This is a genomic window from Azospirillum sp. UENF 111221 (assembly GCF_058780625.1).
Window position 1 is genome coordinate 1,072,485 of record NZ_JBSNCH010000005.1, and the last position, 25,914, is coordinate 1,098,398.

25 protein-coding genes, 1 tRNA gene and 3 pseudogenes are annotated in these 25,914 nt (G+C 65.5%); 3 read left to right on the plus strand and 26 right to left on the minus strand.

What is annotated here, in order from left to right; translation table 11 throughout:
• Positions 1-89 precede the first annotated feature (89 nt).
• The 25 genes and pseudogenes from proS to ACWPN3_RS19620 all read right to left on the minus strand — a co-directional run bounded on the left by proS (position 90) and on the right by ACWPN3_RS19620 (position 23,588).
• A complete protein-coding gene (gene proS, locus ACWPN3_RS19500; RefSeq protein ID WP_455181925.1) occupies positions 90-1,403 on the minus strand; it encodes a proline--tRNA ligase in 1,314 nt (437 codons plus the stop codon).
• A 155-nt stretch (positions 1,404-1,558) separates the two neighbouring features.
• Positions 1,559-2,056, minus strand: a complete 498-nt coding sequence (locus ACWPN3_RS19505; RefSeq protein ID WP_492261689.1) for a hypothetical protein — start codon at positions 2,054-2,056, stop codon at positions 1,559-1,561.
• Positions 2,053-2,955: a hypothetical protein gene (locus ACWPN3_RS19510; RefSeq protein ID WP_109096505.1), complete on the minus strand. Its 903-nt coding sequence runs from the start codon at positions 2,953-2,955 to the stop codon at positions 2,053-2,055. Before ACWPN3_RS19510 ends, ACWPN3_RS19505 begins: the two co-directional genes overlap by 4 nt.
• A 490-nt stretch (positions 2,956-3,445) precedes the next feature.
• Positions 3,446-4,021 (minus strand): DNA-3-methyladenine glycosylase I, encoded by a 576-nt coding sequence (locus ACWPN3_RS19515; RefSeq protein ID WP_492240855.1) that lies wholly within the window; start codon positions 4,019-4,021, stop codon positions 3,446-3,448.
• A 21-nt stretch (positions 4,022-4,042) separates the two neighbouring features.
• On the minus strand, positions 4,043-4,297 hold the full coding sequence (locus ACWPN3_RS19520) for a DUF1467 family protein (protein ID WP_109096503.1): 255 nt from the start codon (positions 4,295-4,297) through the stop codon (positions 4,043-4,045).
• A 56-nt stretch (positions 4,298-4,353) separates the two neighbouring features.
• Entirely contained in the window at positions 4,354-4,758 is a 405-nt protein-coding gene (gene mce, locus ACWPN3_RS19525; RefSeq protein ID WP_492240856.1) for a methylmalonyl-CoA epimerase, read from the minus strand.
• Between the two features lie 69 nt (positions 4,759-4,827).
• Positions 4,828-6,543, minus strand: a complete 1,716-nt coding sequence (locus ACWPN3_RS19530; RefSeq protein WP_492240857.1) for a ribonuclease J — start codon at positions 6,541-6,543, stop codon at positions 4,828-4,830.
• Positions 6,540-7,313, minus strand: a complete 774-nt coding sequence (locus ACWPN3_RS19535) for a type III pantothenate kinase (protein WP_492240858.1) — start codon at positions 7,311-7,313, stop codon at positions 6,540-6,542. Before ACWPN3_RS19535 ends, ACWPN3_RS19530 begins: the two co-directional genes overlap by 4 nt.
• A gap of 46 nt (positions 7,314-7,359) precedes the next feature.
• Complete coding sequence (locus ACWPN3_RS19540; protein ID WP_492261690.1) at positions 7,360-8,157, minus strand: biotin--[acetyl-CoA-carboxylase] ligase; 798 nt, start codon at positions 8,155-8,157, stop codon at positions 7,360-7,362.
• Positions 8,158-8,167: 10 nt separating this feature from the next.
• Entirely contained in the window at positions 8,168-9,616 is a 1,449-nt protein-coding gene (gene nuoN / locus ACWPN3_RS19545) for an NADH-quinone oxidoreductase subunit NuoN (protein WP_492240860.1), read from the minus strand.
• 13 nt (positions 9,617-9,629) lie between these two features.
• Positions 9,630-11,156, minus strand: a complete 1,527-nt coding sequence (locus tag ACWPN3_RS19550; RefSeq protein WP_492240861.1) for an NADH-quinone oxidoreductase subunit M — start codon at positions 11,154-11,156, stop codon at positions 9,630-9,632.
• A 25-nt stretch (positions 11,157-11,181) separates the two neighbouring features.
• A complete protein-coding gene (gene nuoL, locus ACWPN3_RS19555; RefSeq protein WP_492240862.1) occupies positions 11,182-13,296 on the minus strand; it encodes an NADH-quinone oxidoreductase subunit L in 2,115 nt (704 codons plus the stop codon).
• Between the two features lie 9 nt (positions 13,297-13,305).
• Positions 13,306-13,614 (minus strand): NADH-quinone oxidoreductase subunit NuoK, encoded by a 309-nt coding sequence (nuoK, locus tag ACWPN3_RS19560; RefSeq protein WP_014248409.1) that lies wholly within the window; start codon positions 13,612-13,614, stop codon positions 13,306-13,308.
• Between the two features lie 2 nt (positions 13,615-13,616).
• Complete coding sequence (locus ACWPN3_RS19565; RefSeq protein WP_109052070.1) at positions 13,617-14,231, minus strand: NADH-quinone oxidoreductase subunit J; 615 nt, start codon at positions 14,229-14,231, stop codon at positions 13,617-13,619.
• A gap of 18 nt (positions 14,232-14,249) precedes the next feature.
• A complete protein-coding gene (nuoI, locus tag ACWPN3_RS19570; RefSeq protein ID WP_042693501.1) occupies positions 14,250-14,738 on the minus strand; it encodes an NADH-quinone oxidoreductase subunit NuoI in 489 nt (162 codons plus the stop codon).
• A gap of 118 nt (positions 14,739-14,856) precedes the next feature.
• Positions 14,857-15,867 carry an NADH-quinone oxidoreductase subunit NuoH gene (gene nuoH, locus ACWPN3_RS19575; RefSeq protein WP_109096496.1) on the minus strand — a complete coding sequence of 337 codons (1,011 nt, stop codon included), beginning with the start codon at positions 15,865-15,867 and terminating at the stop codon, positions 14,857-14,859.
• Positions 15,860-17,924 (minus strand): annotated as a pseudogene (gene nuoG / locus ACWPN3_RS19580) (NADH-quinone oxidoreductase subunit NuoG). The gene nuoH and the pseudogene nuoG overlap by 8 nt, the downstream one beginning before the upstream one ends.
• 15 nt (positions 17,925-17,939) lie before the next feature.
• Positions 17,940-19,230 (minus strand): annotated as a pseudogene (nuoF, locus tag ACWPN3_RS19585) (NADH-quinone oxidoreductase subunit NuoF).
• 16 nt (positions 19,231-19,246) lie between these two features.
• Positions 19,247-19,894: an NADH-quinone oxidoreductase subunit NuoE gene (nuoE, locus tag ACWPN3_RS19590; RefSeq protein WP_492240864.1), complete on the minus strand. Its 648-nt coding sequence runs from the start codon at positions 19,892-19,894 to the stop codon at positions 19,247-19,249.
• A complete protein-coding gene (locus ACWPN3_RS19595) occupies positions 19,891-21,039 on the minus strand; it encodes an NADH-quinone oxidoreductase subunit D (RefSeq protein WP_244560922.1) in 1,149 nt (382 codons plus the stop codon). The genes nuoE and ACWPN3_RS19595 overlap by 4 nt, the downstream gene beginning before the upstream one ends.
• A 107-nt stretch (positions 21,040-21,146) precedes the next feature.
• Positions 21,147-21,777, minus strand: a pseudogene (locus ACWPN3_RS19600) (NADH-quinone oxidoreductase subunit C).
• 87 nt (positions 21,778-21,864) lie between these two features.
• Complete coding sequence (locus ACWPN3_RS19605; protein ID WP_174470176.1) at positions 21,865-22,410, minus strand: NuoB/complex I 20 kDa subunit family protein; 546 nt, start codon at positions 22,408-22,410, stop codon at positions 21,865-21,867.
• Positions 22,401-22,769, minus strand: a complete 369-nt coding sequence (locus tag ACWPN3_RS19610; protein WP_045580751.1) for an NADH-quinone oxidoreductase subunit A — start codon at positions 22,767-22,769, stop codon at positions 22,401-22,403. The genes ACWPN3_RS19605 and ACWPN3_RS19610 overlap by 10 nt, the downstream gene beginning before the upstream one ends.
• A gap of 314 nt (positions 22,770-23,083) precedes the next feature.
• A tRNA-Asp gene (locus ACWPN3_RS19615) sits at positions 23,084-23,160 on the minus strand.
• Between the two features lie 200 nt (positions 23,161-23,360).
• A complete protein-coding gene (locus tag ACWPN3_RS19620; protein ID WP_492240865.1) occupies positions 23,361-23,588 on the minus strand; it encodes a hypothetical protein in 228 nt (75 codons plus the stop codon).
• 162 nt (positions 23,589-23,750) lie between these two features.
• On the opposite strand from ACWPN3_RS19620, the gene ACWPN3_RS19625 reads away from it, so the two are divergent.
• A complete protein-coding gene (locus ACWPN3_RS19625; RefSeq protein ID WP_492240866.1) occupies positions 23,751-24,035 on the plus strand; it encodes a hypothetical protein in 285 nt (94 codons plus the stop codon).
• 147 nt (positions 24,036-24,182) lie between these two features.
• On the plus strand, positions 24,183-24,581 hold the full coding sequence (locus tag ACWPN3_RS19630) for a hypothetical protein (RefSeq protein ID WP_492240867.1): 399 nt from the start codon (positions 24,183-24,185) through the stop codon (positions 24,579-24,581).
• 11 nt (positions 24,582-24,592) lie between these two features.
• Here the strand turns inward: ACWPN3_RS19630 and ACWPN3_RS19635 are convergent, their stop codons facing one another.
• Positions 24,593-25,060, minus strand: a complete 468-nt coding sequence (locus tag ACWPN3_RS19635; RefSeq protein WP_109447266.1) for a hypothetical protein — start codon at positions 25,058-25,060, stop codon at positions 24,593-24,595.
• Between the two features lie 175 nt (positions 25,061-25,235).
• Between ACWPN3_RS19635 and ACWPN3_RS19640 the strand changes: the two genes are divergently transcribed.
• On the plus strand, positions 25,236-25,889 hold the full coding sequence (locus ACWPN3_RS19640; protein ID WP_492261691.1) for a DsbA family oxidoreductase: 654 nt from the start codon (positions 25,236-25,238) through the stop codon (positions 25,887-25,889).
• Positions 25,890-25,914: the final 25 nt, after the last annotated feature.

A 25,914-nucleotide genomic window follows, 5' to 3' on the forward strand; every position in this document is an offset into this window, starting at 1 on the left:
CCTACATAAGAACGTGAGCGTGGCGGGAAAAGGGCAAAGCCCGGACCGCCGACTTTGTCGGTCCGGGCTTCCTCTTCGGGTTAAGCCAATCAGCCCAGCAGCTTTGCCAGCGCCGCCTCGACCGGCAGTTCTTCCTTCTCGCCGGTGGCGCGGCGCTTCAGCTCGACGACGCCGTTCTTCAGGCCGCGCGGCCCGACGACCAGCTGCCAGGGAACGCCGATCAGATCCATGTCGGCGAACTTGGCGCCGGGACGCTCGTCGCGGTCGTCATAGGCGACCTCCAGACCGGCCGCTTCCAGCTTCGCATACAGCTCGGCGCAGACACGGTCGGTCTCGGCGTCGCCGGACTTCAGGTTGATCAGGCCGACGTTGAATGGGGCGACGGCGTCCGGCCAGATGATGCCGTTGTCGTCGTGGCTGGCCTCGATGATCGCCCCCATCAGGCGCGACACGCCGATACCGTAGCTGCCCATCTCCACCGGGATCGACTCGCCGTTCGGACCGGCGACCACCGCGTTCATCGGCTTGGAATATTTGGTGCCGAAGTTGAAGATGTGGCCGACCTCGATGCCGCGGGCCGACACCAGATCGGCCTCCGGGACCGGGCTGTTGGCCGGGTCGTGCTTCTCGTCGGTCGCCGCATAGATCGAGGTGATGCGGTCGAAGAAGGGCTGCAGGTCGTCCTCCATGCCGGGGGCGTCCTTCAGCACGTCCAGGTTCATCCAGTCCTTGTGGCAGAAGACGCCGCTCTCGCCGGTCTCGGCCAGGATGATGAACTCGTGGCTGAGGTCGCCGCCGATGGGGCCGGTGTCGGCGCGCATCGGAATGGCCTTCAACCCGATGCGGGCGAAGGTGCGCAGGTAAGCCAGGAACATCTTCTGGTAGGAGCGGCGGGCGCCGGCAGCGTCGATGTCGAAGGAGTAGGCATCCTTCATCAGGAATTCACGGCCGCGCATCACGCCGAAGCGCGGGCGGATCTCGTCACGGAACTTCCACTGGATGTGGTAGAGGTTCAGCGGCAACTGGCGGTAGCTTTTGACGAAGGACCGGAAGATGTCGGTGATCATCTCCTCGTTCGTCGGACCGAACAGCATCTCGCGGTCGTGACGGTCGGTGATGCGCAGCATCTCCTTGCCGTAATCGTCGTAACGGCCGCTCTCGCGCCACAGATCGGCCGACTGGATGGTCGGCATCAGCAGTTCCTGCGCGCCGGCGGCGTCCTGCTCCTCGCGGACGATCTGCTCGATCTTGCGCAGAACCCGATAGCCCAGCGGCAGCCAGGCATAGATGCCGGCGCTGGTCTGGCGGATCATCCCGGCCCGCAGCATCAGGCGGTGCGAGACGATCTGCGCCTCGGTCGGGGTCTCCTTGAGGGTCGGCATGAAGAAGCTGGACAGCCGCATGGCTCTGCTCTCGTGTGCGAGGTGTTCGACAAGGCCGACGCGCCCGCTGCTTCGCAACGAAAGAGCGGACACGACGGCGGGTGAGCGACTTTAGGAAGGTCGCCCTCACTTGTCCACTGTAAGCCCCCCGCCGTCAGTCCTGCCCGCCTCTCTCCCTATCGGGTGCGGCAATAGGCGTAGAGGCGTTCCTCGGCACCCGGATCGATCGGCTGGCCGTTCAGATAGAGCCGGTCGCCGACGACGCTGAGCCAGACCGCGGTGATGTCGTTGGGCAGATGGGGCACCGACGGCAGGGCGATCCCCATCCGCCGGGCAAGATCGACCGACAGCGGCAGATCGATGGGAATCTGCGGTTGCGCACCGGCACTGCCCGGCAGATCGGCCGGCGCCACCGCCCGGCCATTGACATCGACGCCCGGCCGATATTCGACGTCAGCGGCCGGCACATGGCGGGTCAGACGCTGGCACAGCGACAGGTCGATCACCGGCCGGTCGCCGGCCGGCCTGTTGCGGGCCGCATCGGGCGTCAGCGGGATCGGACCGGGAAGCGGTTGCGGCGACTGCGCCGGGGCTGGAACCGGGGCCAGGGACAGCAGCAGGGCCGCCAGCCCGGCGCGCACCGGCCGGCATATAAGGGCTCCGCGCGGGATCACAGCGTGTGCCGTTCGGCCACCGGGGCCGGATTGCGCATGGCCTTCCAGTAGATCGACAGGTAGGGCATTCCTTTTTCCGCCTCCTCCTGGGTTCGTGCCGACTGGCGGATGTATTTGCCGATGAACGGCTTGTTCACATGTTCCAGATCGATCGCCGCCTTCAGCACCAGGAACTCGCCGATCTTGTCCGGCAGATTGTAATGCCATTTCTGCAAACAGTCGGAGGTCACACCCGGCTTCGCCTGTTCGGGCTCGGGCAGATAAAACTCCTGGTGGTGGTATTGCGAGATTTCCTTCCACGCCTGCGCCACACGGCCCGGCTTCAGGCGCGGCAGCGCCTTCAGGATGCGGACATCGTCATGGAACAGGGGCAGGAAGCCGCGCTTTTCCGCCAGTTCGGTCAGCATCGTGTGAAGACCGGCCATCACGCCGCCCTCCGCACCGCCGCCGCCGCCGTCGCTGCCCGTCTTTTCCTCCCGCCTTCGGCCGAACAAGGCGCTGAAAAAGCCCTTCTTCGGCTTTGACTGGCTGCTGTTGCCGCCATCCTGCCCGATCTTGCGCTCGTCCCACAGCGAGTCCCAGGCAAATTCCCAGGCCGTGAAGATGGCGTTGGAGCGGTCGTCGAGAACGGTCAGCAGATACTCCCGCCCTTCCCGCGCCCAGTCGACGTCGCCGACGATGGCGCGCACCGGACGGCGGCTGAGCACGACCGGCAGAATCCCGACGCGCACCAGTTCCTGATAGAATTCGACAAAGGACGGAGTCTGGATGAAGGGCAAGACCGAGCATGGCTGCTGCTCAGGCGCCAGCAGCTCCATGCTTTTCTTGGTGCGCTCCAACAGTTCGGCTGCCACAACCGCCGCGAACTGATTGAACCGTTCGTTTTCATTCGCGGCCATCGGCGCCTCGACTGTCGTCCCTTTCCTGCCGCCCGCCGGAGCGGGCAAAGGTCCAGCTGGATAAGCGAGCAAAGCGGAAAGCCCCCGGACGGCACAGCCCCCCGGTGGCGATCTGAAAACCCGGCTGAGCGCCCGCACTGGGGAACCCCCGCCACAGGAACTAAGCCGAGCAACGCTACCAAGTAAACCGTTAACGTTTTCTGGACCATCGGCGGAAATTTTCTGTCCCCGCCGCACCGCCCGGTTCCAACCCGCATCGAATGGAAAAGAAAAGGCCGCGCGGCGAATGCGGCGCGGCCTATCGAGTTTAGGGAGGAATCGCCACCAGGCGTCGGAAAGGGGGGAGTATCCCCCCTCGTCACCATAAAAGAGTGGACCCGAGCCGCGATCATGGCAAGCCTAAAACAGAGGCAGAACCCCCTCCTGCACAAAATACTTGCATTTTTGCCCAGCCTTTCAGCGTTTGCCGAGGTTCTGGGCGTACATTTGCTTATTCCTTGGGCTGATAACCATCGTAACCGGCGTCCACTGCGGCTTTCCATGGTGGATTTAGCCCGAGCACCACAGTTTGCACCGGACAGTCGGCCTGATGGGCACCCGGCAGGTACCCCAGGCTCATCAGGAACTCCCCGACGATCTCGCCGCCGGTGAAGCGGAAAGTGCGGCCGAACAACTTCACCCATTCCGCCTTGGACAGCGGATGATGGGCACGCAGCCAGCCGTCGAAGGATCCGTGGGTTTCCCGCAGTGCGACGATGCGCCGGGCATTGTCGATCACCGCATCCACCTTCAGGCGGTTGCGGATGATCCCGGCATCGGCCAGCAGCCGCACCCGCTCCGCCTCGCCATAGGCGGCAACCCGGTCGATGTCGAACCCGTCGAAGGCGGCACGGAAAGCGTCCCGCTTCTTCAGGATGGTCAGCCAGGACAGGCCGGCCTGGTTGATCTCCAGCACCAGACGCTCGAACAGCACCCGGTCATCGCTGCTGGGAAAGCCGTATTCGCCGTCGTGGTAGGGACCGTGGTGGGGATGGCCGGGTGCGGCCGCGCAATAGGTCAGGCTCACCCGCCCTGCTCCTCTGTGTCGTCAGAACATGTCCCGCGCCATGTCGCGGAAGGAAACGATGCCGGATCGCTCGACGCCGAAGATCACCAGCCACACCAGCAGAGCGACCAGCGACGTGATGATGAATTTGCGCAGAATGCGCGGCTCGACCGGTGCGGAGGAGGCCATGCCGGGTTCCGGCGTCTCCGGGGTCCTGACGCCCCAGGGCAGCACCGCGAACAGCACCACCCACCACACGACGATGTAGACGAAGGCCGCAGTCACCCAGTTGTCCATCGCCCTCTCCGCATTTCAGTCGATCAAGCCCGCAGCTGGCCCCTGGCCGGCCAGGATCAGGCCTGTTCCAACTCCACCAGCGTCCCGCAGAAATCCTTCGGATGCAGGAACAGCACCGGCTTGTCATGGGCGCCGATCTTCGGCTCGCCGTCACCCAGCACGCGGGCTCCCTGCTCCTTCATCCGGTCGCGGGCGGCCAGGATGTCCTCCACCTCGTAGCAGATGTGGTGGATACCGCCGGACGGATTCTTTTCCAGAAATCCTGCAATCGGCGATTTCTCCCCGAAGGGATGCAGCAGCTCGATCTTGGTGTTGGGCAGAGTGACGAAGACGACGGTGACGCCGTGCGGTGGCAGGTCCACCGGCTGAGACACCGCGGCGCCCAGCGTATCGCGGTAGAGCGCGGTCGCCGCCGACAGGTCCGGAACGACGATGGCGACGTGGTTGAGCTTCCCGATCATGCGTGTCCTCTCGATGGCTGTCCCTGGCCCGTTGGCGGGCTCTGATAAGCCTGTTATACCGTGTTTCACTCAGACGCGGACCAGATGGACCTCCGTCACCGGCTTCTTGCCGTGGGACGCATTGAAGCAGCGGCGCACGGCAATCCGTGCCGCCTCCTTCACCTGGGCGTCGTCGGCCCGCGCCGATTTGGGCAGCATCGCCACCGACTCGCGCACCGCATCGACCACGTCCAGCAGCAGGTCGCGGTCGGTCGCCTCGTCGATCAGCCCCATCACCGCCACCTGCGGCGCGGTCATCAGTTCACCCGTCGCGCTCATCACCAGCGTCACCACGGCGGCACCGTTGTTCACCATCCGGTTGCGCGCCCGCATCATGCCGGTGTCGAGCGGCACCAGACGCTTGCCGTCGACCGCCATGCGACCGGCCCGGACATGGGCCACCACACGGGCGCCCTCCGGCCCGTCCAGGCGGAGGATCTCGCCATTGGCAGGCACGATGCTGTGGGCGACTTGGCAATCCTCCGCCAGGGCGGCGTGCGCCTGCTGGTGGCGCTGCTCGCCATGGACCGGCACGGCGATGCTCGGACGCACCCACTGGTACATGCGCACCAGCTCGTCCCGCGCCGGGTGGCCGGACACATGGACCGGCGCCTCGTCCGCTGTCACCAGCTCCACGCCCTGGGTGACGAGCTGGTTCTGCATGCGGCCGATGGCGCGCTCGTTGCCCGGAATCTCGCGAGAGGAGAAGATCACCACGTCGCCGCGCGACAGCGTCACCTGCGGATGGTCGTTGGCGGCGATGCGGGCAAGGGCGGAGCGCGGCTCGCCCTGGCTGCCGGTGCAGATCAGCACCAGCTTTTCCCGCGGCAGATAGCTGGCGTCATGCTCCGACAGGAATTTCGGGACGTCCGCCAGATAGCCGGTGGCCCGCGCCGCTTCGTTGATGCGCCACAGTGACCGGCCGACCAGCGCAACATGGCGGTCATGCGCGGCGGCGGCGGCGGCGATGCTCTCCAGCCGCGCCACGTTGGTGGCGAAGCAGCTGACGGCGATGCGGCGGTCGCGGTAGCGGCCGAACAGCTCCATCAGCGCGGCACGGACGGTCGCCTCCGAACCGGACGCGCCGGGCACCAGCGCGTTGGTGCTGTCGCCGACCAGCGCCAGTACCCCCTCGTCGCCGATTGCGCGCAGCCGTTCCTCATCCGCCGTCTCGCCGACCAGCGGATCGGGATCGAGCTTCCAGTCGCCGGTGTGCAGGATGGTCCCGGCGGACGTGCGGATGGCGAGCGCGTTCGGCTCCGGGATCGAATGCGTCATGGTGACATATTCGACGGAGAAGGGACCGACCCCCACCGTACCGCCCAGCGGGATCTCGTGGATCGGCACCGTGCTGCTCAGGCCCTTCTCATGCAGCTTGGCGCGCAGGAAGGCCGCGGTGAAGGGCGTGCAATAGACGGGGCAGCGCAACTCCGGCCACAGATACTGGACGGCGCCCAGATGATCCTCATGCGCGTGGGTCAGCACGAGCCCAACCAGATCGTTGCGCCGCGCCGCGATGAAGGCCGGATCGGGCATGATGACGTCGAGCCCGGGCATGGTGTCGTCGGCGAAGGAGATGCCGAGATCCACCATCAGCCATTTACCCTGATGGCAGTAGAGGTTGAGGTTCATCCCGATCTCGCCGGAACCGCCGAGCGGGAGGAAATACAATGCGCCATCCTCCGGAACGAAGGTGTCCGCCGGGGCTTCGGACGTTCCGGCGGCGGTCTTGGAGGATTGTGTCATTGGACCGTGTTGCGCTTGTGGATCAGGAGGAGACCGCGGAGCGTCAGCTCGTTGTCGGTGTGTTCGATGACATGGGTGGCCTTGGCGAAAAGAACAGCCAATCCGCCGGTGGCGACCACCCGCATCGGCTCGCCGTACTCCGCCCGGATGCGGGAGACCAGCCCTTCGATCAGGCCGACATAGCCCCAGAAGATGCCGGACTGCATGCAGGCGATGGTGTTCCTGCCGATCACCTGGGCCGGCGGCTGGATTTCGACGCGCGGCAGCTTGGAGGCCGCCATCTGCAGCGCCTCCAGCGACAGGTTCAGCCCCGGCGCGATCACGCCGCCGCGGTAATTGCCCTCCGCATCCACCACGTCGAAGGTGGTCGCCGTGCCGAAATCGATGACGATCAGCGGCGTCTTGTAGGTCGTGGCAGCCGCCACCGTGTTCACGAGCCGGTCGGCACCGACCTCCTCCGGCCGGTCGACCAAGGCCTTGGCCCCCAGATCGACGCCGGGTTGGCCGACGATCACCGGCTCGCAGCCGAAATGGTCCTTGCACAGCCGCTTCAGATTAAAGGTGGCGCCGGGCACCACGCTGGCGATGATCGCGCCATGGATGTCGACCGGCTTCAGCCCCTTCAGCGCCATCAGGTGGGTCAGCCACACCATGTATTCGTCGGAAGTGCGCTTGGGATCCGTCGCCGTGCGCCAGATGCCGCGCTGGCGGTCGCCGTCATAGATGGCGAACACCACATTCGTGTTTCCGGCGTCAATCGCGAGCAGCATGGCAAAGTCCTGAAGGCGGTGAGCGTTTGAAATCGGTGATGAACGATCAAGGGTCGGTGTGTGGCGGCGCAAAGAACACGTCGCCGGCAGCGATCCGCTGGCGCGGTCCGCCGTCCGTTGGATCAAGCAACAGAACGCCGTCGCTGTCCAGATCGGCGAAGGTGCCGGGGATCGTCCGATCGGCCAGCCTGACCAGGATCGGCCCGCCCAACCCCTTGGCCCGCGACATCCATGCATCGCGCACGGGACCGAAACCATGGACACGCCAGCGGCCGTACCAAGCCGCCAGATGCTCCGCATAGACCTCGAGCAGCGCTCCGGGGCCCATCGGCGGGGCGCCTTCGGCGATCAGGGAGGTCGCACCGTAATCGGCTGTGGGGGGAAAATGCCGCAGGTTGATGCCAACACCCAGCACCACCCAGGCGACCTTGCCGTCCGGCGCCGGCTCCGACTCGAGAAGGATGCCGGACAGCTTGCGGTCATGCACCAGCACGTCGTTCGGCCATTTGCATCGGACGCCGCCGGGATCGGGCAGCACCGATTCGGCGGTTTCGGCAATGGCGAGCGCGGCGACGAAGGAAACCTGGGCGGCTTCCGCGGGAGGCAGGCCGGGCCGCAGGATGGTCGTGCTGTAGAGGTTGCCTTCCGGGGAGGTCCAGGCCCGGCCCCGGCGGCCTCGACCGCTCTCCTGCCGGCGGGCCCAGACAATGGTGCCTTCCGGTTCCCCGGAACGCGACAAGGCCTTCGCCTCGTCGTTCGTGCTGCCGACGGAGTCGAAGGCCTTGATCTGGAAGCCCGGAGGCAGGCGCAGACGCGCCGCCTCCGCTTCGAGCGATACCATCATCGGTCGGATATTACCCGGCGAACAGGGCCGCCGCGGCAGCCGCCGCACCGTTCAGGATCGGCGCCGGAGCGACGAAGAACAGCAGGGTGAACAGGCTGGTCAGCACCAGGACGCCGGTCATGCCGTCGTCATCGACCTTGTCGACCACCACCGCGGGCTCATCGAAATACATGATCTTGATGATGCGCAGATAGTAGAAGGCACCGACGACGCTGGTCAGTACACCGACCACGGCCAGCGTGTATTCCTGGGCGGCCACGGCAGCCAGGAAGACGTAGAGCTTACCGAAGAAACCGGCCATCGGCGGGATGCCGGCCATGGAGAACATGAAGATCGCCATGGTGGCGGCCAGCATCGGGTTGGTCTTGGACAGGCCGGAGAAGTCCTTGATCTCCTCCAGCATCTGGCCCTTGGCCTTCATGCTGAGGATGACGGCGAAGGCACCGATGTTCATGGCGATGTAGAGCGCCATATAGATCAGCACGCCGCGCACGCCGTCCTGCGTGCCGGTGGTCAGGCCCACCAGCGCGTAGCCGACATGGCCGATGGAGCTGTAGGCCATCAGGCGCTTGATGTTGGTCTGCATGATGGCGACGAAGGAGCCGATCACCATCGACAGGATGGCGGTCGCCACCAGAACCTGATGCCACTGGGCGGCGAGATGGCCGAACGGCTCCATCACCACGCGGGTCAGCAGGGCGATGGCCGCAACCTTCGGCGCCGCCGCGAAGAAGGCGGTCACCGGGGTCGGCGCACCTTCATACACGTCGGGCGTCCACATGTGGAACGGAGCGGCCGAGACCTTGAAGGCCAGACCGGCCATCACGAACACCAGACCGATCACCAGGCCCGGCGAAACATGGGCGCCGCCGGCGAACAGGGCGGCCACCTTGTCGAAGGAGGTCGTGCCGGCGAAGCCGTAGACCAGCGAAGCGCCGTACAGCAGCATGCCCGAGGAGAGCGAGCCGAGGACGAAGTACTTCAGGCCGGCCTCCGACGACTTGGCGCTGTCGCGGCGGAAGGCGGCGATGACGTAGAGCGCGAGGCTCTGCGTCTCCAGCCCGACATACAGCGAGATGAAGTCGTTGGCCGAGATCATCATCAGCATGCCGAGCGTGGCGAAGATCATCAGCACCGGGAACTCGAAGCGGGCCATCTGCTCCCGCTCGTTGAAGCCCAGCCCGAGGATCACCGCGAAGGCCGCGGAGACCAGCACCAGCACCTTCATGAAGACGCCGAAGGCATCCATCACGAACATGCCGTTGAAGGTGACGACGCGGCCGCTGCCATAGCCCATCGCCAGTACGGCGGCGAGCAGCATGCAAACGATCGACAGGTAGGAGACGGGACGGGTGAAGCCGTCGCCACGGAACACGCCCAGCATCAGCAGGGCAACGCCCGAGAGCGCCAGGAAGATCTCCGGCAGGGCCGGCCAGATGTCGGGAAACACTGCGGTCATGTCGAAGAACCCCTTACCGAGCGGCGACCGAGACACCGGACGCGGCGTGCGACGCGGCCAGCTTGGTCTGGTAGGTCTGGATCAGCTGCTCGACCGATGCCGAGGTGACGTTCAGGAAGCTGCTGGGATAGATGCCCATCCACAGGACGACGATGATCAGCGGCACGAACACCGCGATCTCGCGCGGGGTCATGTCGAACATCGCCTTGACGTCCGGCTTGGTCAGCTTGCCATAGACGACGCGGCGGTACAGCCACAGCGCATAGGCCGCACCGAGAACCATGCCGGTGGCGGCCAGGGCGGCAACCCAGGTGTTGTCGCGGAAGACGCCCATCAGCACCAGGAACTCGCCGACGAAGCCGGCAGTGCCCGGCAGGCCGACCGAGGCCATGGTCATGAACAGGAAGACCACGGCGTATTTCGGCATGTTCTTCACGAGGCCGCCATAGCGGGCGATCTCGCGGGTGTGCAGCCGGTCATAGACGACGCCGACGCACAGGAACAGTGCGCCCGACACCACGCCGTGCGACAGCATCTGGAACACCGAACCCTCGATGCCCTGCTGGTTCAGCGCGAACATGCCGATGGTTACGAAGCCCATATGGGCGACCGACGAGTAGGCGATCAGCTTCTTCATGTCCTCCTGGGCCAGGGCGACCAGCGAGGTGTAGATCACGGCGACGACCGACAGGGTGTAGATCAGCGGCGCGAAATACTCGGTCGCTTCCGGCAGGATCGGAATGTTGAAGCGCAGGAAGCCGTACCCGCCCATCTTCAGCAGCACGCCGGCCAGGATGACCGAACCGGCGGTCGGCGCCTCGACGTGGGCGTCCGGCAGCCAGGTGTGGACCGGCCACATCGGCACCTTCACCGCGAAGGAGGCGAAGAAGGCCAGCCACAGCCACAGCTGCATGTTGCGCGGGAACTGGGTGGCGGTGATGGTCGGGATGTCGGTGGTGCCGGCCACGTAATACATGGCCAGGATCGCCAGCAGCATCAGCACCGAGCCGAGCAGCGTGTAGAGGAAAAACTTGAAGGCGGCATAGACGCGACGCGGACCGCCCCAGATGCCGATGATCAGGAACATCGGGATCAGGACGCCTTCGAAGAACATGTAGAACAGCACGAAGTCCAGCGCGCAGAACATCCCGATCATCAGGGTTTCCAGCGCGAGGAAGGCGATCATGTATTCCTTGAGGCGGACCTGCACCGACTCCCAGCTCGCCAGGATGCACAGCGGCATCAGGAAGCCGGCCAGGACGACGAACAGCACCGAGATGCCGTCGACGCCCATGTGGTAGTTGATGCCGAACTCAGGGATCCAGCCCGCCTTCTCGACCATTTGGTAGCCGGGATTGCGCGGATCGAAGTTGGCCCAGACCAGCAGGGTCAGGACGAAAGTGACGAGGGTCGTCCACAGCGAGATGTACCGCACGTTCCGCAGCACGTCCGGGGTGTTGCCCCGGCAGAACAGCAGGATCAGCGCGACGCCCACGAGCGGCAGGAAGGTCGCGAACGACAGGATCGGCCAGCTAGCCATTGTTGTTGTTCTCCTTCGAAACCGCTCAGCCGAAGACCGACAGCCAGGCGACGAACAGGACGACCCCGATCACCATGGCAAAGGCGTAGTGATAGACGTACCCCGACTGCAGCCGGCTGGTGCGTGCCGCGATGTCGCGGGTGGCGGCGGCGATGCCGTCCGGACCCACACCGTCGATCACCGCCCCGTCGCCCGACTTCCACAGGCCGTAGCCCAGGGCCTTGGCCGGACGGGTGAACAGCGCATCGTACAGCTCGTCGAAATACCACTTGTTGTAGAGGAACTTGTGGATGCCGCTGAAGGTGCTGGCGATCCGGCCTGGCAGGCGCGGCATCATCACATAGCCGATGTAGGCCATGGCGATGCCGATCAGGCCGACGACCAGCGGAGCGATCGCGACCCAGCCCGGGGTGTGGTGGTGCGCAGCCTCGATGGCGTCGTGGCCGTGCAAGGTCATGATCGCCTTGCCCCAGAACTCCGCACGGTCGTGACCGATGAAATACTCGTGGAAGCCGACACCGGCGAACAGGGCGCCCAGCGTCAGGACCGCCAGCGGGACCAGCATGACGACCGGCGACTCATGGGCGTGGTCGTAGACTTCCTTGTCCATCCGCGGCGTGCCGTGGAAGGTCATGAACAGCAGGCGCCAGGAGTAGAAGGCAGTCAGCAGAGCTGCGGCGATGCCGAGCGCGAAGGCAAAGCGCCCAACGCCACTGCCGGAGGCGAAGGCCGCCTCCAGGATCATGTCCTTGGAATAGTAGCCGGCGAAGAAGGGCAGACCGGCAAGTGCCAGGTTGCCGATCCACATCACCGCGTAGGTGAAGGGGATCTTGCGCCAGACGCCACCCATCTTGCGCATGTCCTGCTCATGGTGCAGGGCATGGATGACCGAGCCGGCGCCGAGGAACAGCAGGGCCTTGAAGAAGGCGTGCGTGAACAGGTGGAACATGGCGGCGCCGTAGGCGGAAACGCCAGCGGCGAAGAACATGTAGCCGAGCTGGGACATCGTCGAATAGGCGATGACCCGCTTGATGTCGAACTGGGTGAAGCCGATGGTCGCCGCGACGAAGGCGGTCAGGCCACCGACCACCGTCACCACTTCGAGCGCCGTCGGGGCGTATTCGAAGACCGGGGACAGGCGGCAGACCATGAAGACGCCGGCGGTGACCATGGTGGCGGCGTGGATGAGCGCCGACACCGGGGTCGGGCCTTCCATCGCGTCCGGCAGCCAGGTGTGCAGGCCGAGCTGCGCCGACTTGCCCATCGCGCCCATGAACAGCAGCAGGCAGGCGATGGTCAGGCCGTTGAAGTCCCAGCTGAGGAAATGCAGCGTCTGGCCGGTCAGCGTCGGGGCCTTGGCGAAGATCGTGTCGAACTGGACGGAGCCGGTCAGCACGAAGATCGCGAAGATGCCGAGCGCGAAGCCGAAGTCACCGACGCGGTTGACCAGGAAGGCCTTCATCGCGGCGGCGTTGGCCGAGGGCTTCTCGTACCAGAAGTTGATCAGCAGGTAGGAAGCCAGACCGACGCCCTCCCAGCCGAAGAACAGCTGGACCAAGTTGTCCGCCGTCACCAGCATCAGCATGGCGAAGGTGAACAGCGACAGGTAGCCCATGAAGCGCGGCTTCTGCGGATCCTCGGCCATGTAGCCGACGGAATAGACGTGCACGCAGGCCGAGACGGTGTTGACGACGATCAGCATCACCGCGGTGAGCTGGTCGACGCGCAGCGCCCACTTCACGTCGAGCGTTCCGCTCTGGATCCAGGTCATCAGCTCGATCGTGCGCGGATGGCCGTGCACGGCGACGTCGAAGAACAGGGTCCAGGACAGGATCGCCGAGACGATGACGGCGCCCGCGGTCACGAACTGCGCGACGCGGTCGCCCACGGTCGGCGGGCCGGCGACGACATGGTGGTCGTCGTGGGCATCGTCGTGCGCGTGGTTCAACTCGTCGTGCGAGATGTGGTGGGCATGATTGTCATGGGCATGGGCGATCTGGGCATGCCCGTGATCGTCATGGCCATGACCGTGGCTTCCGTGACCCGCGGCAGCCGGCTCGGCCTTCGGCCCGCCGAACAGCGCGATCGATCCGGCGACGAGGAACGCCAGGAGCGGAAGGAATACGACTAGCACTTCCATGGCGCCGCCTCAGCCCTTCATCATGTTGATGTCTTCGACTCGGATCGAGCCGCGGTTGCGGAAGTAGACCACCAGGATGGCGAGGCCGATGGCCGCCTCGGCGGCGGCGACGGTCAGGATGATCATGGCGAAGATCTGGCCAACCAGATCGTGCAGGAAGGTCGAGAAGGCGACGAGGTTGAGGTTCACCGCCAGCAGCATCATCTCGATCGACATCAGGATGATGATGACGTTCTTCCGGTTCAGGAAGATGCCCAGCACACCCAGCGTGAAGATGATGGCCGAGACCGTCAGGTAATGTCCGAGACCGATCTCCATGATCACACGCCCTCCCCGGTCGAAACCTTGCGGATGGCGACCACGTCTTCCCGGCGACGGGCGATCTGGGCGCCGACATTCTGTTTGCGCACGCCAGGACGGTGCCGCAGCGTCAGTACGATCGCACCGATCATGGCGATCAGCAGGACGATGCCCGATGCCTGGAACAGGTAGACGTACTGCGTGTACATCAGCCGTCCCAGCGCCTGGGTGTTCGACACCTGATCGAAGGCCGGGGTCGGCGCGCCGGCGATGGCGGCGACGTTCGGAGCCACGATCCAGCCGCCGAGCACCGCAGCCAGTTCGGCCAGCAGGATCAGCCCGACCAGCGCGCCCAGCGGCAGCGCTTCCATAGCACCCTTGCGCAGCTCGCGGAAATTGATGTCGAGCATCATCACCACGAACAGGAACAGCACGGCCACGGCGCCGACATAGACGATGATCAGGATCATCGCGATGAACTCCGCCCCCATCAGAAGGCAGAGACCAGCCGCCTGGAAGAAGGCGAGGATCAGGAAAAGGACGGAGTGAACGGGGTTCCGCGCCGAGATGACCATCACACCGGAGGCCACCAGCAGCGCGGCGAACACGTAGAAGGCGATGCCTTGGAGTATCATCGTTTTTCTCGCTTCCGCTTACCGGTAAGGAGCCTCGGCCGCGAGGTTCTGGGCGATTTCCGCCTCCCAGCGGTCGCCGTTCGCCAGCAGCTTCTGCTTGTTGTAGAAGAGCTCTTCCCGGGATTCGGTGGAGAACTCGAAGTTCGGCCCCATGACCACCGCGTCGACCGGGCAGGCTTCCTGGCACAGGCCGCAGTAGATGCACTTGGTCATGTCGATGTCGTAGCGCGTGGTGCGGCGGCTGCCGTCGTCACGCGGTTCGGCCTCGATGGTGATGGCGAGAGCCGGGCACACCGCTTCGCACAGCTTGCACGCGATGCAGCGCTCTTCGCCGCTCGCATAGCGGCGGAGCACATGCTCGCCGCGGAAGCGCGAACTGATGGGGCCCTTCTCATAGGGGTAGTTCAGCGTGACCTTGGGCTTGAACATGTAGCGCAAGGTCAGCGCCATGCCGCCCAGCAGCTCGGTCAGGAACAGGCTGCGCGCCGCGCGGTCGAGGAACGCCATGGCCTCTTCGTCTCCTTCCTCGCCGGCGGCCGCTCCCGTTCGATGGGTTGGCTCGCCGGCACTCAAATCGACACGTCAATGGTGGGTTCGGTGCAGGCTGGCTTTGCGGCGATGCCGCTTACTTCGGCAGCCAGCCGAAGGTCACCAGGACGCCGGCGGTCAGCACGACCCAGAACAGCGACAGGGGCAGGAAGACCTTCCAACCCAGGCGCATCAGCTGGTCGTAGCGATAGCGCGGCACGGTGGCGCGAACCCAGACGTAGGTGAACAGGCAGAACGCGATCTTCAGCGCGAACCACACGATGCCCGGCACCCAGGTGAAGGGCGCGAAGGGCAGCGGGGGCAGCCAGCCGCCGAGGAACAGGATGCTCGTCATCGCGCTCATCAGGATCATGTTGGCGTATTCGCCAAGGAAGAAGAGCGCGAAGGGAGCGGAGCTGTATTCCACCATGAAGCCGGCCACCAGCTCCGACTCGCCTTCCGGCAGGTCGAAGGGAGCGCGGTTGGTTTCAGCGAGCGCCGAGATGAAGAACATCACGAACATCGGCAGCAGCGGGATGCAGAACCAGACCTTCTCCTGGGCCCGAACGATGTCGGTCAGGTTCAGCGAGCCGACGCACAGCAGCACGGAGATGATGATGAGGCCCATCGAGACCTCATAGGACACCATCTGTGCCGCGGAGCGCAGCGCGCCGAGGAAGGCGTAGCGCGAGTTCGACGCCCAGCCGGCCATCACGATGCCGTAGACGCCCAGCGAGGAGATCGCGAACAGGTACAGCACGCCGACGTTGATGTTGGACAGCACCACCCCGTAGTCGAACGGGATGACCGCCCAGGCGATCAGCGCCAGGAAGAAGGTCAGCATCGGCGCGACGTAGAACACGATGCGGTTGGCGCCTTCCGGCAGGATCTGTTCCTTGGCGAACAGCTTCAGGCCGTCGGCGAAGGGCTGCATCAGGCCGAAGGGGCCAACGATGCTTGGGCCCTGGCGCATCTGCATCGCGCCCATGATCTTGCGCTCGGCATAGGTCATGAAGGCGACGGCGACCAGCAGCGGCACGGTGATCGCCAGGATCTGCAGGACCATAATGATCAGCGGCAGGAGAAAGCCGCTCCAGAACTCAGCCATGGGTGCCAGTCCTCTCCTGAGCAGGGCCCACCAGCGCTTCCGTGCAGTTGGCCATCGTCACCGACGCCCGGCTGATCGGGTCGGTCATGTAGAAGTTGGTGATCGGCGTCACGAAGGGGGCCGCGTCCACCGGACCCTGCGCGCCGAACGGCGCCCAGCTGGCCGGGGTCGTCTCGCCGACCGCGCCGAAGATCGGGTTCGCCGCCATCAGCCGCTGACGCAGCTGGCCGTGGGTGTCGAAGGGCAGCGTGGTGCCCAGGACTTCCGACAGCGCGCGGACGATCTTCCAGTCCTCGCGCGCTTCGCCCGGCGGGAAGACCGCGAGAACGGGCGAGCTGCGGACGGCCCTCGGTGTTGACGTAGACTGCGTTCTTCTCGGTGTAGGCGGCACCCGGCAGGATGACGTCGGCGCGGTGGGCGCCGGCATCGCCATGGTGGCCCTGATAGACCACGAAGGCATTGCCGAGCTTCGCCATATCGATCTCGTCGGCACCCAGCAGGTAGACGAAGTCGATCTCGCCCTTCGACGCACCGTCGAGGATGCCGTGAACGTCGCGGCCGCCCTCGCCCGGGAGGAAGCCGGCTTCGATGCCGCCGACCCGCGCGGCGGCGGTGTGCAGCACGTTGAAGCCGTTCCAATCGTCGCGGAACATGCCGTAGGCCTCGCCGACCAGACGGGCGGCGGCCTGGACCGCGAGACCGTCGGCGCGCTGGAAGGCGCCCATGCCGACGATGATCATCGGGTTCTTGGCGGCGCGCAGCGTCTCGGAGAACGGGTGGCTGCCGTCGACCAGCTGCTGCAGCGCGTCCGGACCGGCGCCGATCACGCTGTAGGGGTAGGTCAGGTCGCGCTGCTCGCCGATGGAGGCGATGGTAACGCCGCCGGCCATGTAGCGCTTGCGGATGCGGGCGTTGACCAGCGTGCCTTCCCAGCGCGGGTTGGTGCCGACCAGCAGGATGACGTCGGCCTTCTCGATGCCGGCGATGCCCGAGTTGAACAGGTAGCCCGCCCGCACCGAGGTGTCGAACCGGGCACCGTCCTGGCGGCAATCCAGGTTGGCCGAGCCGAGCCGCGACAGCAGCTCCTTGAGCGCGAACTGCGCCTCGACATCGACCAGATCGCCGGCAATGGCGGCGATGCGGTTGCCGGACAGGCCCTTCAGACGCGCCGCGATGGCGGTGAAGGCTTCGGCCCAGCTGGCCGGGACCAGCTTGCCGTTCTGGCGGATGTAGGGGCGGTCCAGCCGCTGGCGCTTCAGACCGTCATAGGAGTAGCGGCTCTTGTCGTTCAGCCACTCCTCGTTGATGTCGTCGTTGACGCGCGGCAGGATGCGCATCACCTCGGGCCCGCGGGCGTCGACGCGGATGTTCGAGCCGACGGCGTCGAGGACGTCGATGGTCTCTGTCTTGCGCAGTTCCCACGGGCGTGCCGTGAAGGCGTAGGGCTTGTGGGTCAGGGCACCCACCGGGCAGACATCGGCGAGGTTGCCCGACAGCTCCGAGCCGATGGCCTTCTCGACGAAGGTGGTGATCTCCATGTGCTCGCCGCGATAGACGGCGCCGACATCGGGAACACCGGCCACTTCGTTGATGAAGCGGATGCAGCGGGTGCAATGGATGCAACGGGTCATGATGGTCTTGATGACCGGACCCATATACTTGTCCTTGACCGCCCGCTTGTTCTCGCCGTAGCGGCCGCGGTCGAAGCCGTAGGCCATGGCTTGGTCCTGCAGATCGCACTCGCCGCCCTGATCGCAGATCGGGCAATCCAGCGGGTGGTTGATCAGCAGGAACTCCATGACGCCCTTGCGGGCCTTCAGGACGGTTTCGCTGTTGGTGCGGACGACCATTCCGTCGCCGCAGGGCATGGCGCAGGACGCGACCGGCTTGGGCGCGCGCTCCATCTCCACCAGGCACATGCGGCAGTTGGCCGGCACGCTGAGGCGCTCGTGGTAGCAGAAGCGCGGAATCTCGATCCCCAGCTGCTCGCAAGCCTGGAGGATCGAGGTGCCCGGCTCGACCTCGATCTCGATCCCGTCGATGGTCAGTTTCGGCATGGGAACGGGAACTCCTTACTCGGCCGCCAGCGGGGCGCTGTTGCGGTAGGCCTGGATGCGCCGCTCCACTTCCGGACGGAAGTGGCGGAACAGGCCCTGAATCGGCCAGGCGGCAGCGTCGCCGAGCGCGCAGATGGTGTGGCCTTCGACCTGCTTGGTGACCTGCAGTAGCATGTCGATCTCTTCCATGCGCGCGTTGCCGGTGACCATGCGCTGCATGACGCGGCTCATCCAGCCGGTGCCTTCGCGGCAGGGCGTGCACTGGCCGCAGGACTTCATGCGCATAGAAGGACGACAGGCGGGCGATGGCCTTCACGATGTCGGTGGACTTGTCCATCACGATCACCGCGGCGGTGCCGAGGCCCGACTGAACTTCGCGCAAGGAGTCGAAGTCCATCAGGACGGTGTCGCAGATCGACTTGGGCAGGACCGGGACCGAAGAGCCGCCTGGGATGATGCCCAGCAGGTTGTCCCAGCCGCCGCGCACGCCGCCGGCATGCTTCTCGATCAGCTCCTTTAGCGGGATGCCCATCTCCTCTTCCACGTTGCACGGCTTGTTGACGTGCCCGGAGATGCAGAAGAGCTTGGTGCCCGAGTTCTTCGGACGGCCGAGGCCGGCGAACCAGGAGGCGCCGCGCCGCAGGATGGTCGGAACGACGGCGATGGATTCGACGTTGTTCACCGTGGTCGGGCAGGAATAGAGGCCGGCCTGGGCGGGGAACGGCGGTTTGTTGCGCGGCTGCCCCTTCTTGCCCTCGATCAACTCGATGAGCGCGGTTTCCTCGCCGCAGATGTAGGCGCCGGCACCGCGGTGGATGTAGACGTCGTAATCGTAGCCGGTGCCGCAGGCGTTCTTGCCGATCAGCCCCGCCGCATACGCCTCGTCGATGGCGCGCTGGACGTTGGAGCCCTCGTTGTAGAACTCGCCGCGGATGTAGATGTAGCAGGCGCTGGCGCCGATGGCGAAACCGGCGATCAGGCAGCCCTCGATCAGCTTGTGCGGATCGTGGCGCAGGATGTCGCGGTCCTTGCAGGTGCCGGGCTCGCCCTCGTCGGCGTTGATGACGAGATAGACGGGCTTGTCGGTCACGTTCTTCGGCATGAAGGACCACTTCATGCCGGTCGAGAAGCCGGCGCCGCCACGGCCGCGCAGCCCCAATTCCTTCACCTGCTCGATGATCCAGTCCCGGCCATTGGCCAGGAAGGATGCCGTGTTGTCCCAATCACCGCGCTTGCGGGCCCCGTCAAGACCGAAGTCCTGGTAGCCGTAGAGGTTGGTGAAGATGCGGTCCTCATCGCGAAGCATCGCTGTCCCCTCCCCCTCAATCGTCCGCTTGCGCGGTGGTGGCGTCCGCTTGCGCGGTGGTAAAGGTCTTCAGCGTCGTCGGGCCGCCGACCGGCTCCGAGGACTGACGACCGGTCTGCGAGCCGGGCTTCGGCGTCTCGCCGCGCGCCAGCGCGTCGAGGATGCGCTCCATATGCTCCGGGGCCACGTCTTCGTAGTAATCGTCACCGATCTGCACAACCGGCGCGTTGACGCAGGCGCCCGAGCACTCGACCTCGCCCAGCGTGAACTGGCCGTCGGCCGTGGTCTCGCCCACCTCGATGCCGAGCTTCTTCTTGCAGGTGTGGACGATGTCGTCCGACCCGCGCAGCCAGCAGGGCGTGGTGGTGCAGACCTGGATGTGGTGCCGGCCGACCGGGTTCTTGTTGTACATCGTGTAGAAGGTCGCGACCTCGTACACGCGGATGCGCGGCATGCCCAGCAGGTCGGCCACGGCGTCCATGGCGACGCGCGGCAGCCAGCCGCCGTTCTGGCGCTGTGCCACGTCCAGCAACGGCATGCAGGCACTGGCCTGCTTGCCCTGCGGGTACTTGGCGATGATGCGCTTCGCCAGCTCCAGGTTTTCCTGGCTGAAGGTGAAGCTGGTCGGCTCGGCGTGGCCGTGATCGGAAGCGGGCGCGCTCATCGATCGATTTCTCCGAAAACGATGTCCATCGAGGCGATGTTGGCGACGGCGTCGGCCAGCATGTGACCCTTCGACATGAAGTCCAGGCCCTGAAGATGGGCGAAGCCCGGCGCGCGGATCTTGCAGCGGTAGGGCTTGTTGGTGCCGTCGGACACCAGATACACGCCGAACTCGCCCTTGGGCGCCTCGATGGCGGTGTAGGTCTCGCCGGCGGGAACGTGGAAGCCCTCGGTGAAGAGCTTGAAGTGGTGGATCAGCGCTTCCATCGAGCGCTTCATCTCGCCGCGCGGCGGCGGGGACACCTTGCGGTCCTCGATCTTGTACGGACCGGCCGGCATCTCCTTGCAGCACTGGCGGATGATGCGCAGCGACTGCTTCATCTCCTCCATGCGGACCAGATAGCGCGCCCAGCAGTCGCCGGTCAGGCCGACCGGGACGTCGAACTCCATGCGGTCATAGACCTCGTAGGGCTGCGACTTGCGCAGATCCCAGGCGACGCCGGAGCCGCGCAGCATCGGACCGGTGAAGGCCCAGTCGAGCGCCTGCTCCTTGGTGACGATGCCGATATCGACCGTGCGCTGCTTGAAGATGCGGTTCTCGGTCAGCAGGCTCTCGAGGTCGTCCATGAACTTCGGAAAACGCTCGGTGAAGGCCCAGATGTCGTCCAGCAGCCCGTCCGGAATGTCCCAGGCGACGCCGCCCGGCCGGAAATAGTTGGCGTGCAGGCGGGCACCCGACACACGCTCGTAGAACTCCATGAGGATTTCGCGTTCCTCGAAGCCCCACAGCGCCGGGGTGATCGCGCCGACGTCGAGCGCACCCGTCGTGATCGACAGGATGTGGTTCAGGATGCGCGTGATTTCCGAGAACAGCACGCGGATGTACTGGGCGCGCAGCGGCGCCTTGATCTGCAGCAGGTTCTCGATGCCGAGCACATAGGCGTGCTCCATGCACATCGGGCTGACATAGTCCAGGCGGTCGAAATACGGCACGGCCTGGATGTAGGTCTTGTACTCGATCAGCTTCTCGGTGCCGCGATGCAGCAGGCCGATGTGCGGATCGCAACGCTCCACCACCTCGCCGTTCAGCTCCATCACCAGACGGAGCACGCCGTGGGCGGCCGGATGCTGCGGCCCGAAATTCATCGTGTAGGGCTTGATCTGCGTCTTGGTCTCCGGACCGGAGGCGCTGATCGCCCCGTTCGGACCCGTCGAGACGACGCCGGTCGCCGAGTCGGTCGAAACGGTCATGCTCACGGCTTCTTGCTCCCGTCCTGGAGGGCCGCCTTTTCATCGCCGGGCAGCATGACGTTGGTCATGCCTTCCCACGGGCTGAGGAAGTCGAAGGCGCGGAAATCCTGGGTCAGACGGACCGGCTCATAGATCACGCGCTTCTGGTCCTCGTCGTAGCGGGCTTCGACGTAGCCGGTCAGCGGGAAGTCCTTGCGGAAGGGGTGCCCCTCGAACCCGTAGTCGGTGAGGATGCGGCGCAGGTCCGGATGGTTCTCGAAGAAGACGCCGAACAGAATCCCACGCCTCGCGCTCGAACCAGTTCGCGGCGCTGAAGACGGAAACGGCCGACGGGACCGGAGTGTCCTCGTCGGTGGCCAGCTTCACGCGCATGCGCCGGTTGTGGGTATAGCTGAGCAGCTGGTAGACGACCTCGAACCGCTCCGCGCGGTCGGGGTAATCGACCGCGGTGATGTCGGTCAGCTGCTCGAACCGGGTGTCCGGGTCGTCGCGCAGCGCGGTCAGCACCGCCAGGATGGCCGGCCGCTCGACCGTCACCATCAGTTCGCCGAGCTTCACCTCGACCTTGAGGACGTCGCCGCCGATCTTGGCGGCGATGACGTCCCCGAGTTCCTTCAACGCCTGTTCGGACATGGGTGGGACCCTGCCTTCCTACTTGTCTTCAGCGCGCTTGTCGTTCGTCCCGCCTCCGGAGGCCGGAGGCGGGACGGTACGCCATGGTCAGCGGGCGATGCGATTGCCGCGCTTGATCTTCTTCTGGAGCTGGAGGATGCCGTAAATCAGCGCCTCCGCCGTCGGCGGGCAGCCGGGCACATAGATGTCCACCGGCACGATCCGGTCGCAGCCACGCACCACCGCGTAGGAATAGTGGTAGTAGCCGCCGCCGTTGGCGCAGGACCCCATCGAGATGACCCAGCGCGGCTCCGGCATCTGGTCGTAGACCTTGCGGAGCGCCGGGGCCATCTTGTTGGTCAGGGTGCCGGCGACGATCATGCAGTCGGACTGGCGCGGGCTGGGACGCGGAATGACGCCGAAGCGATCCAGGTCGTACCGGCTCATATAGGCGTGGATCATCTCCACCGCGCAGCAGGCCAGGCCGAAGGTCATCGGCCACAGCGAACCGGTCCGGGCCCAGGCCAGCAGATCCTCGTACTTCGCCAGCACGAAGCCCTTGTCCTGGATCTCGTCGGAGACCGCGCGGATGTAGGCGTCCTGTTCCGGTCCGGGCGGAATCGGCGCCAGCGGCTTGGCGACCTCTACTCCCATTCCAGAGCTCCTTTCTTCCACTCATAAATGAAGCCGATGGTCAGGATGCCCAGGAACAGCATCATCGACCAGAAGCCGAACAGCCCGATGTCACCGAGGGCGACCGCCCACGGGAACAGGAAGGCGACTTCAAGGTCGAAGATGATGAACAGGATCGAGACCAGGTAGAACCGCACGTCGAACTTGGTGCGCGCGTCCTCGAACGGCTCGAAGCCGCATTCGTAGGGGGAGACCTTCTCGGCGTCCGGGTTCTTCGGGCTGATGACGTAGGATGCCCCAACCATCACCGCGGCCAGCGCGATGCCGATCAGCAGAAACACCAGGATCGGAAGATACTCAATGATCAGCGGAGTCGACACCGCGTTCCTCCCATAAGCCCACGACCACGGGCGCCGTTCCGGCCGGGAAATCGGCGGAAGCGCAAAGCCGTGGCAGCCATGCCTTGGATTAGCCCATCAGACGGGCCGGAATATATGCCGAGACCGTGGGCAAGGAAAGCGCTTTGAATCGCTTTTCACCACGCGGAAGGACAAGCCAGCCCCCGCGCCAGACCCTGGTAATACCACGTTTTTAAAATAGGGGAAAGGGAAGACAATATGCATGCGAAAAAGGACCCGCAATTTGCGAGTCCTTGGAGCATACTGGCGATTGACGCCGAATTTGAAAAAGAAAGTGGCGCGAGTGACGGGACTTGAACCCGCGGCCTCCGGCGTGACAGGCCGGCGCTCTAACCAACTGAGCTACACCCGCGCAGAGCGACTTGTTCCAAACACCTGATCGTCACGCAGCCAAAGGCTTGTTTCGCTTGGTGTTTTTCACCGGAGCCGTTGGAGGCCCCCGTCGTTCGGTGGGCGGTTTGTAGTCGCCCGGGCCGCTGCCTGTCAATCACCAAATTGCAAAAAAATCCCCTCCTCCGGGGCCTGCCGTTCGCTGGCGTTTCACCGGCGCCCTCAGGGCAGGCGATGGGCGGCGCGGCGCAGCTCATCAAGCCGGTTGAAGGCCTGCAACATGCCGGCCGAGAGTTCACGGTGGTCGACGGCATCGGGTCCACCGAAACGGGTCAGCGTTTCCTCGAGCGCGCGGGCCAGATGTTCGGCGACATCGAGATGCTCCTGCTCCAGCGCCAGTTTCAGTGCGGCGAGAATGCGGTCGCCCAGCCGCCGATCGTTTGAAGTCATGCGTTTCCCCACCCTGGTCCTGAACCGCGAGGCAAGGCGCCACCCCGGTCATGATGCGTCGACCATACCAGTTCCGACCCGGCTGCGCGGCGTGATTCGCATCGCTGCGACATTTCGGAGGCAGCCCTTCCGGAGCGTCCTACCCCGTGCGATAGTCGCGCCATGCCGATCCCCAATTCACCCCGTCTCCAATTGACCGCCCTGCTGCCGTCCCTCGTCCTGTTCGCCGCGGGACCGGCGATGGCCGCCGCGAATGTCTCCGCCGCCCAATCCGAGGCCAAGGAAATCGCCAAATCGATGGGCAACTGCACGCCGGCAAAGGTGGAGGTGCTGCGCTACACCGTGGGACGGGAGGGAGCGACCACCTTCAAGGTCGGCTGCACGGAGGACAAGGATGCCTTCGTCGTCGTGCAATGCCGCTCGCGCATCTGCACCTTGTTGCGCTGAGGCCTGCCCCAGCGGTGAATTCACCGCTTGTTAACCGCGTCCGCGTGCACTGTGCAGGATCGGGCGCGGCACATGCGTAGCGATGGGAACTGCTGGATGACGGGCACGGGCATGGTCGCAGGGTTGGGCGCAACGCGAATTGGCAGGATGCGGGGTTGGATCGCCGTTTCCCTTGCGATTCCGGCACTGGCTCTTGCCGGCTGCACCTCCCCGCTCGGGCTGGCGGCGGCGGGTGCGGATGTCGTGACGCTGAACGCCACCAAGAAGACCATCGGCGACCATATCGTGTCGGCCGCCACGGGACGCGATTGCTCGATCCTGAGTTTCGAGAAGACCAGCGACTATTGTCCGGACAAGGTTGAGGTCGACCGGTCCCGTGTCTACTGTTACCGCACGCTGGCAGACGTCGAGTGCCACCACATCCCCGACCCCTACCGCAACGGCAACACCGCGCTTGCCAGCCCGCCGCCGGACATCCGCACCCTGCCACGCAAGAGGGGCTGGTTCGACGACGCGACGCCCTACGCCCCCAACAACGGTTCGTAAAGGGGCTTGCCTCAGCGCACCTTCTTCGCAACGAAAGCCTTGGCAATCGCCATCATCGCTTTTTCATGATTCGGCCCGCCCGCCGGGGCATCGTGAATTTTGGCACCCTTCGCAGCGCCCGGCCCGGCGGACTTGCCGGCAGGGGTGGCCCGTTGCGGGGCCGGCTGCTCGTCCGGTTCGCGGCCCAGCTGGTTCAGCAAATTCTCAAGCGCGTCACGACTGAGACCGGAAGCAGACGGCCGCCCTCCCCCCGCACCGCCCGCGGCAGCCGGGCGCGCGGCCGGCCTGCTGCTGGCCGGACGGCCGGCGCGTTCGATGGCAGCGGCGGCGATGGCCTTCAGGAAGGGTTGGGCAATGCCGCGCAACAGGTCGGGGTCCTCGACGGCCCAAGCCATCAGGAGCTTCTGCGCAGTCATCCGGCTGCCCTTGGCCGCCAGGATCGCTTCGCGCACCTTGCCGTCGACGTAGGAATTGCTCATCGGGAATCGCCCATCGGAATATGTCCGCCGGCCGCAGAATGACGGGCGGAGCCACCCCGGGACTGTCGGACCAACTCGGTTAACAAACGGTTGCGGACAGGAAGGGGGCCGATGTTGACGGGAAGGCACGGAAGAAGCGGTTGCCCGATCCGCGGCACACGCCGATAGTGGCGGGATGCTGATCGAAACCTTCGCCGACCTGATCTGCCCCTGGTGCTACATCGGCAAGCGCCGGCTCGACCGGGCGCTGATGCAACGGCCCAACCTGCGCCCGGAACTCCGCTGGCAACCCTTCCAGCTGAACCCGGACATGCCGCGCGGCGGGATGTCGCGCGAGGACTATCTCGCCGCCAAGTTCGGCGGATCGGAACGGGCGCGGCAAATCCACCGGGTCGTGGAGGACACGGCGGGACGCGACGGGCTGCCGCTGGCGCTCGACCGCATCCAGCGCACGCCCAACAGCTTCGACGCACACCGGCTGGTCCGCATCGCCGGGCGCCAGGGGCTGGGCAATGCCATGGCCGATGCGCTGTTCGCCGCCTATTTCGTCGAGGGCGTCGACATCGGCGACCCGGACGCGCTGGCCAGCGTCGCCGCCGGGCTGGGGATGGATTTCGTCGAGACGCGGCGCCAGCTGTCGAGCGACGCCGAATCGGCCGCGGTGCTCGCCGCCGATGCCCTGGCCCGCCAGATGGGGTTGCAGGCGGTTCCCTGCTACATCTTCAACCGTCGCTACGCCCTGTCCGGCGCGCAGGAGCCGGCAAGCTTCCTGCCGCTGCTCGACCTCGGCAGCGAGGAGCCGGAAAATCTGTCGGTCGTCGCCGGCTGATCCGGCAAGCGGAGCGGGAAAAGGC

Excerpts from the sequence above, each read along its gene's own strand:
- ACWPN3_RS19530 (WP_492240857.1), bottom strand. The coding sequence starts at position 6,543 with ATGACACAATCCTCCAAGACCGCCGCCGGAACGTCCGAAGCCCCGGCG.
- ACWPN3_RS19565 (WP_109052070.1), bottom strand. The coding sequence starts at position 14,231 with ATGATACTCCAAGGCATCGCCTTCTACGTGTTCGCCGCGCTGCTGGTG.
- nuoE (WP_492240864.1), bottom strand. The coding sequence starts at position 19,894 with ATGAGCGCGCCCGCTTCCGATCACGGCCACGCCGAGCCGACCAGCTTC.
- ACWPN3_RS19550 (WP_492240861.1), bottom strand. The coding sequence starts at position 11,156 with ATGGCTAGCTGGCCGATCCTGTCGTTCGCGACCTTCCTGCCGCTCGTG.
- ACWPN3_RS19595 (WP_244560922.1), bottom strand. The coding sequence starts at position 21,039 with ATGAATTTCGGGCCGCAGCATCCGGCCGCCCACGGCGTGCTCCGTCTG.
- ACWPN3_RS19540 (WP_492261690.1), bottom strand. The coding sequence starts at position 8,157 with ATGATGGTATCGCTCGAAGCGGAGGCGGCGCGTCTGCGCCTGCCTCCG.
- nuoK (WP_014248409.1), bottom strand. The coding sequence starts at position 13,614 with ATGGAGATCGGTCTCGGACATTACCTGACGGTCTCGGCCATCATCTTC.
- ACWPN3_RS19625 (WP_492240866.1), top strand. The coding sequence starts at position 23,751 with ATGCCGATCCCCAATTCACCCCGTCTCCAATTGACCGCCCTGCTGCCG.
- proS (WP_455181925.1), bottom strand. The coding sequence starts at position 1,403 with ATGCGGCTGTCCAGCTTCTTCATGCCGACCCTCAAGGAGACCCCGACC.
- ACWPN3_RS19605 (WP_174470176.1), bottom strand. The coding sequence starts at position 22,410 with ATGGGAGTAGAGGTCGCCAAGCCGCTGGCGCCGATTCCGCCCGGACCG.
- nuoI (WP_042693501.1), bottom strand. The coding sequence starts at position 14,738 with ATGGCGTTCCTCGACCGCGCGGCGCGCAGCCTGTTCCTGACCGAGCTG.
- mce (WP_492240856.1), bottom strand. The coding sequence starts at position 4,758 with ATGATCGGGAAGCTCAACCACGTCGCCATCGTCGTTCCGGACCTGTCG.
- ACWPN3_RS19520 (WP_109096503.1), bottom strand. The coding sequence starts at position 4,297 with ATGGACAACTGGGTGACTGCGGCCTTCGTCTACATCGTCGTGTGGTGG.
- ACWPN3_RS19635 (WP_109447266.1), bottom strand. The coding sequence starts at position 25,060 with ATGAGCAATTCCTACGTCGACGGCAAGGTGCGCGAAGCGATCCTGGCG.
- nuoN (WP_492240860.1), bottom strand. The coding sequence starts at position 9,616 with ATGACCGCAGTGTTTCCCGACATCTGGCCGGCCCTGCCGGAGATCTTC.
- nuoL (WP_492240862.1), bottom strand. The coding sequence starts at position 13,296 with ATGGAAGTGCTAGTCGTATTCCTTCCGCTCCTGGCGTTCCTCGTCGCC.
- ACWPN3_RS19535 (WP_492240858.1), bottom strand. The coding sequence starts at position 7,313 with ATGCTGCTCGCGATTGACGCCGGAAACACGAATGTGGTGTTCGCCATC.
- ACWPN3_RS19640 (WP_492261691.1), top strand. The coding sequence starts at position 25,236 with ATGCTGATCGAAACCTTCGCCGACCTGATCTGCCCCTGGTGCTACATC.
- ACWPN3_RS19630 (WP_492240867.1), top strand. The coding sequence starts at position 24,183 with ATGCGGGGTTGGATCGCCGTTTCCCTTGCGATTCCGGCACTGGCTCTT.
- ACWPN3_RS19620 (WP_492240865.1), bottom strand. The coding sequence starts at position 23,588 with ATGACTTCAAACGATCGGCGGCTGGGCGACCGCATTCTCGCCGCACTG.
- nuoH (WP_109096496.1), bottom strand. The coding sequence starts at position 15,867 with ATGGCTGAGTTCTGGAGCGGCTTTCTCCTGCCGCTGATCATTATGGTC.
- ACWPN3_RS19510 (WP_109096505.1), bottom strand. The coding sequence starts at position 2,955 with ATGGCCGCGAATGAAAACGAACGGTTCAATCAGTTCGCGGCGGTTGTG.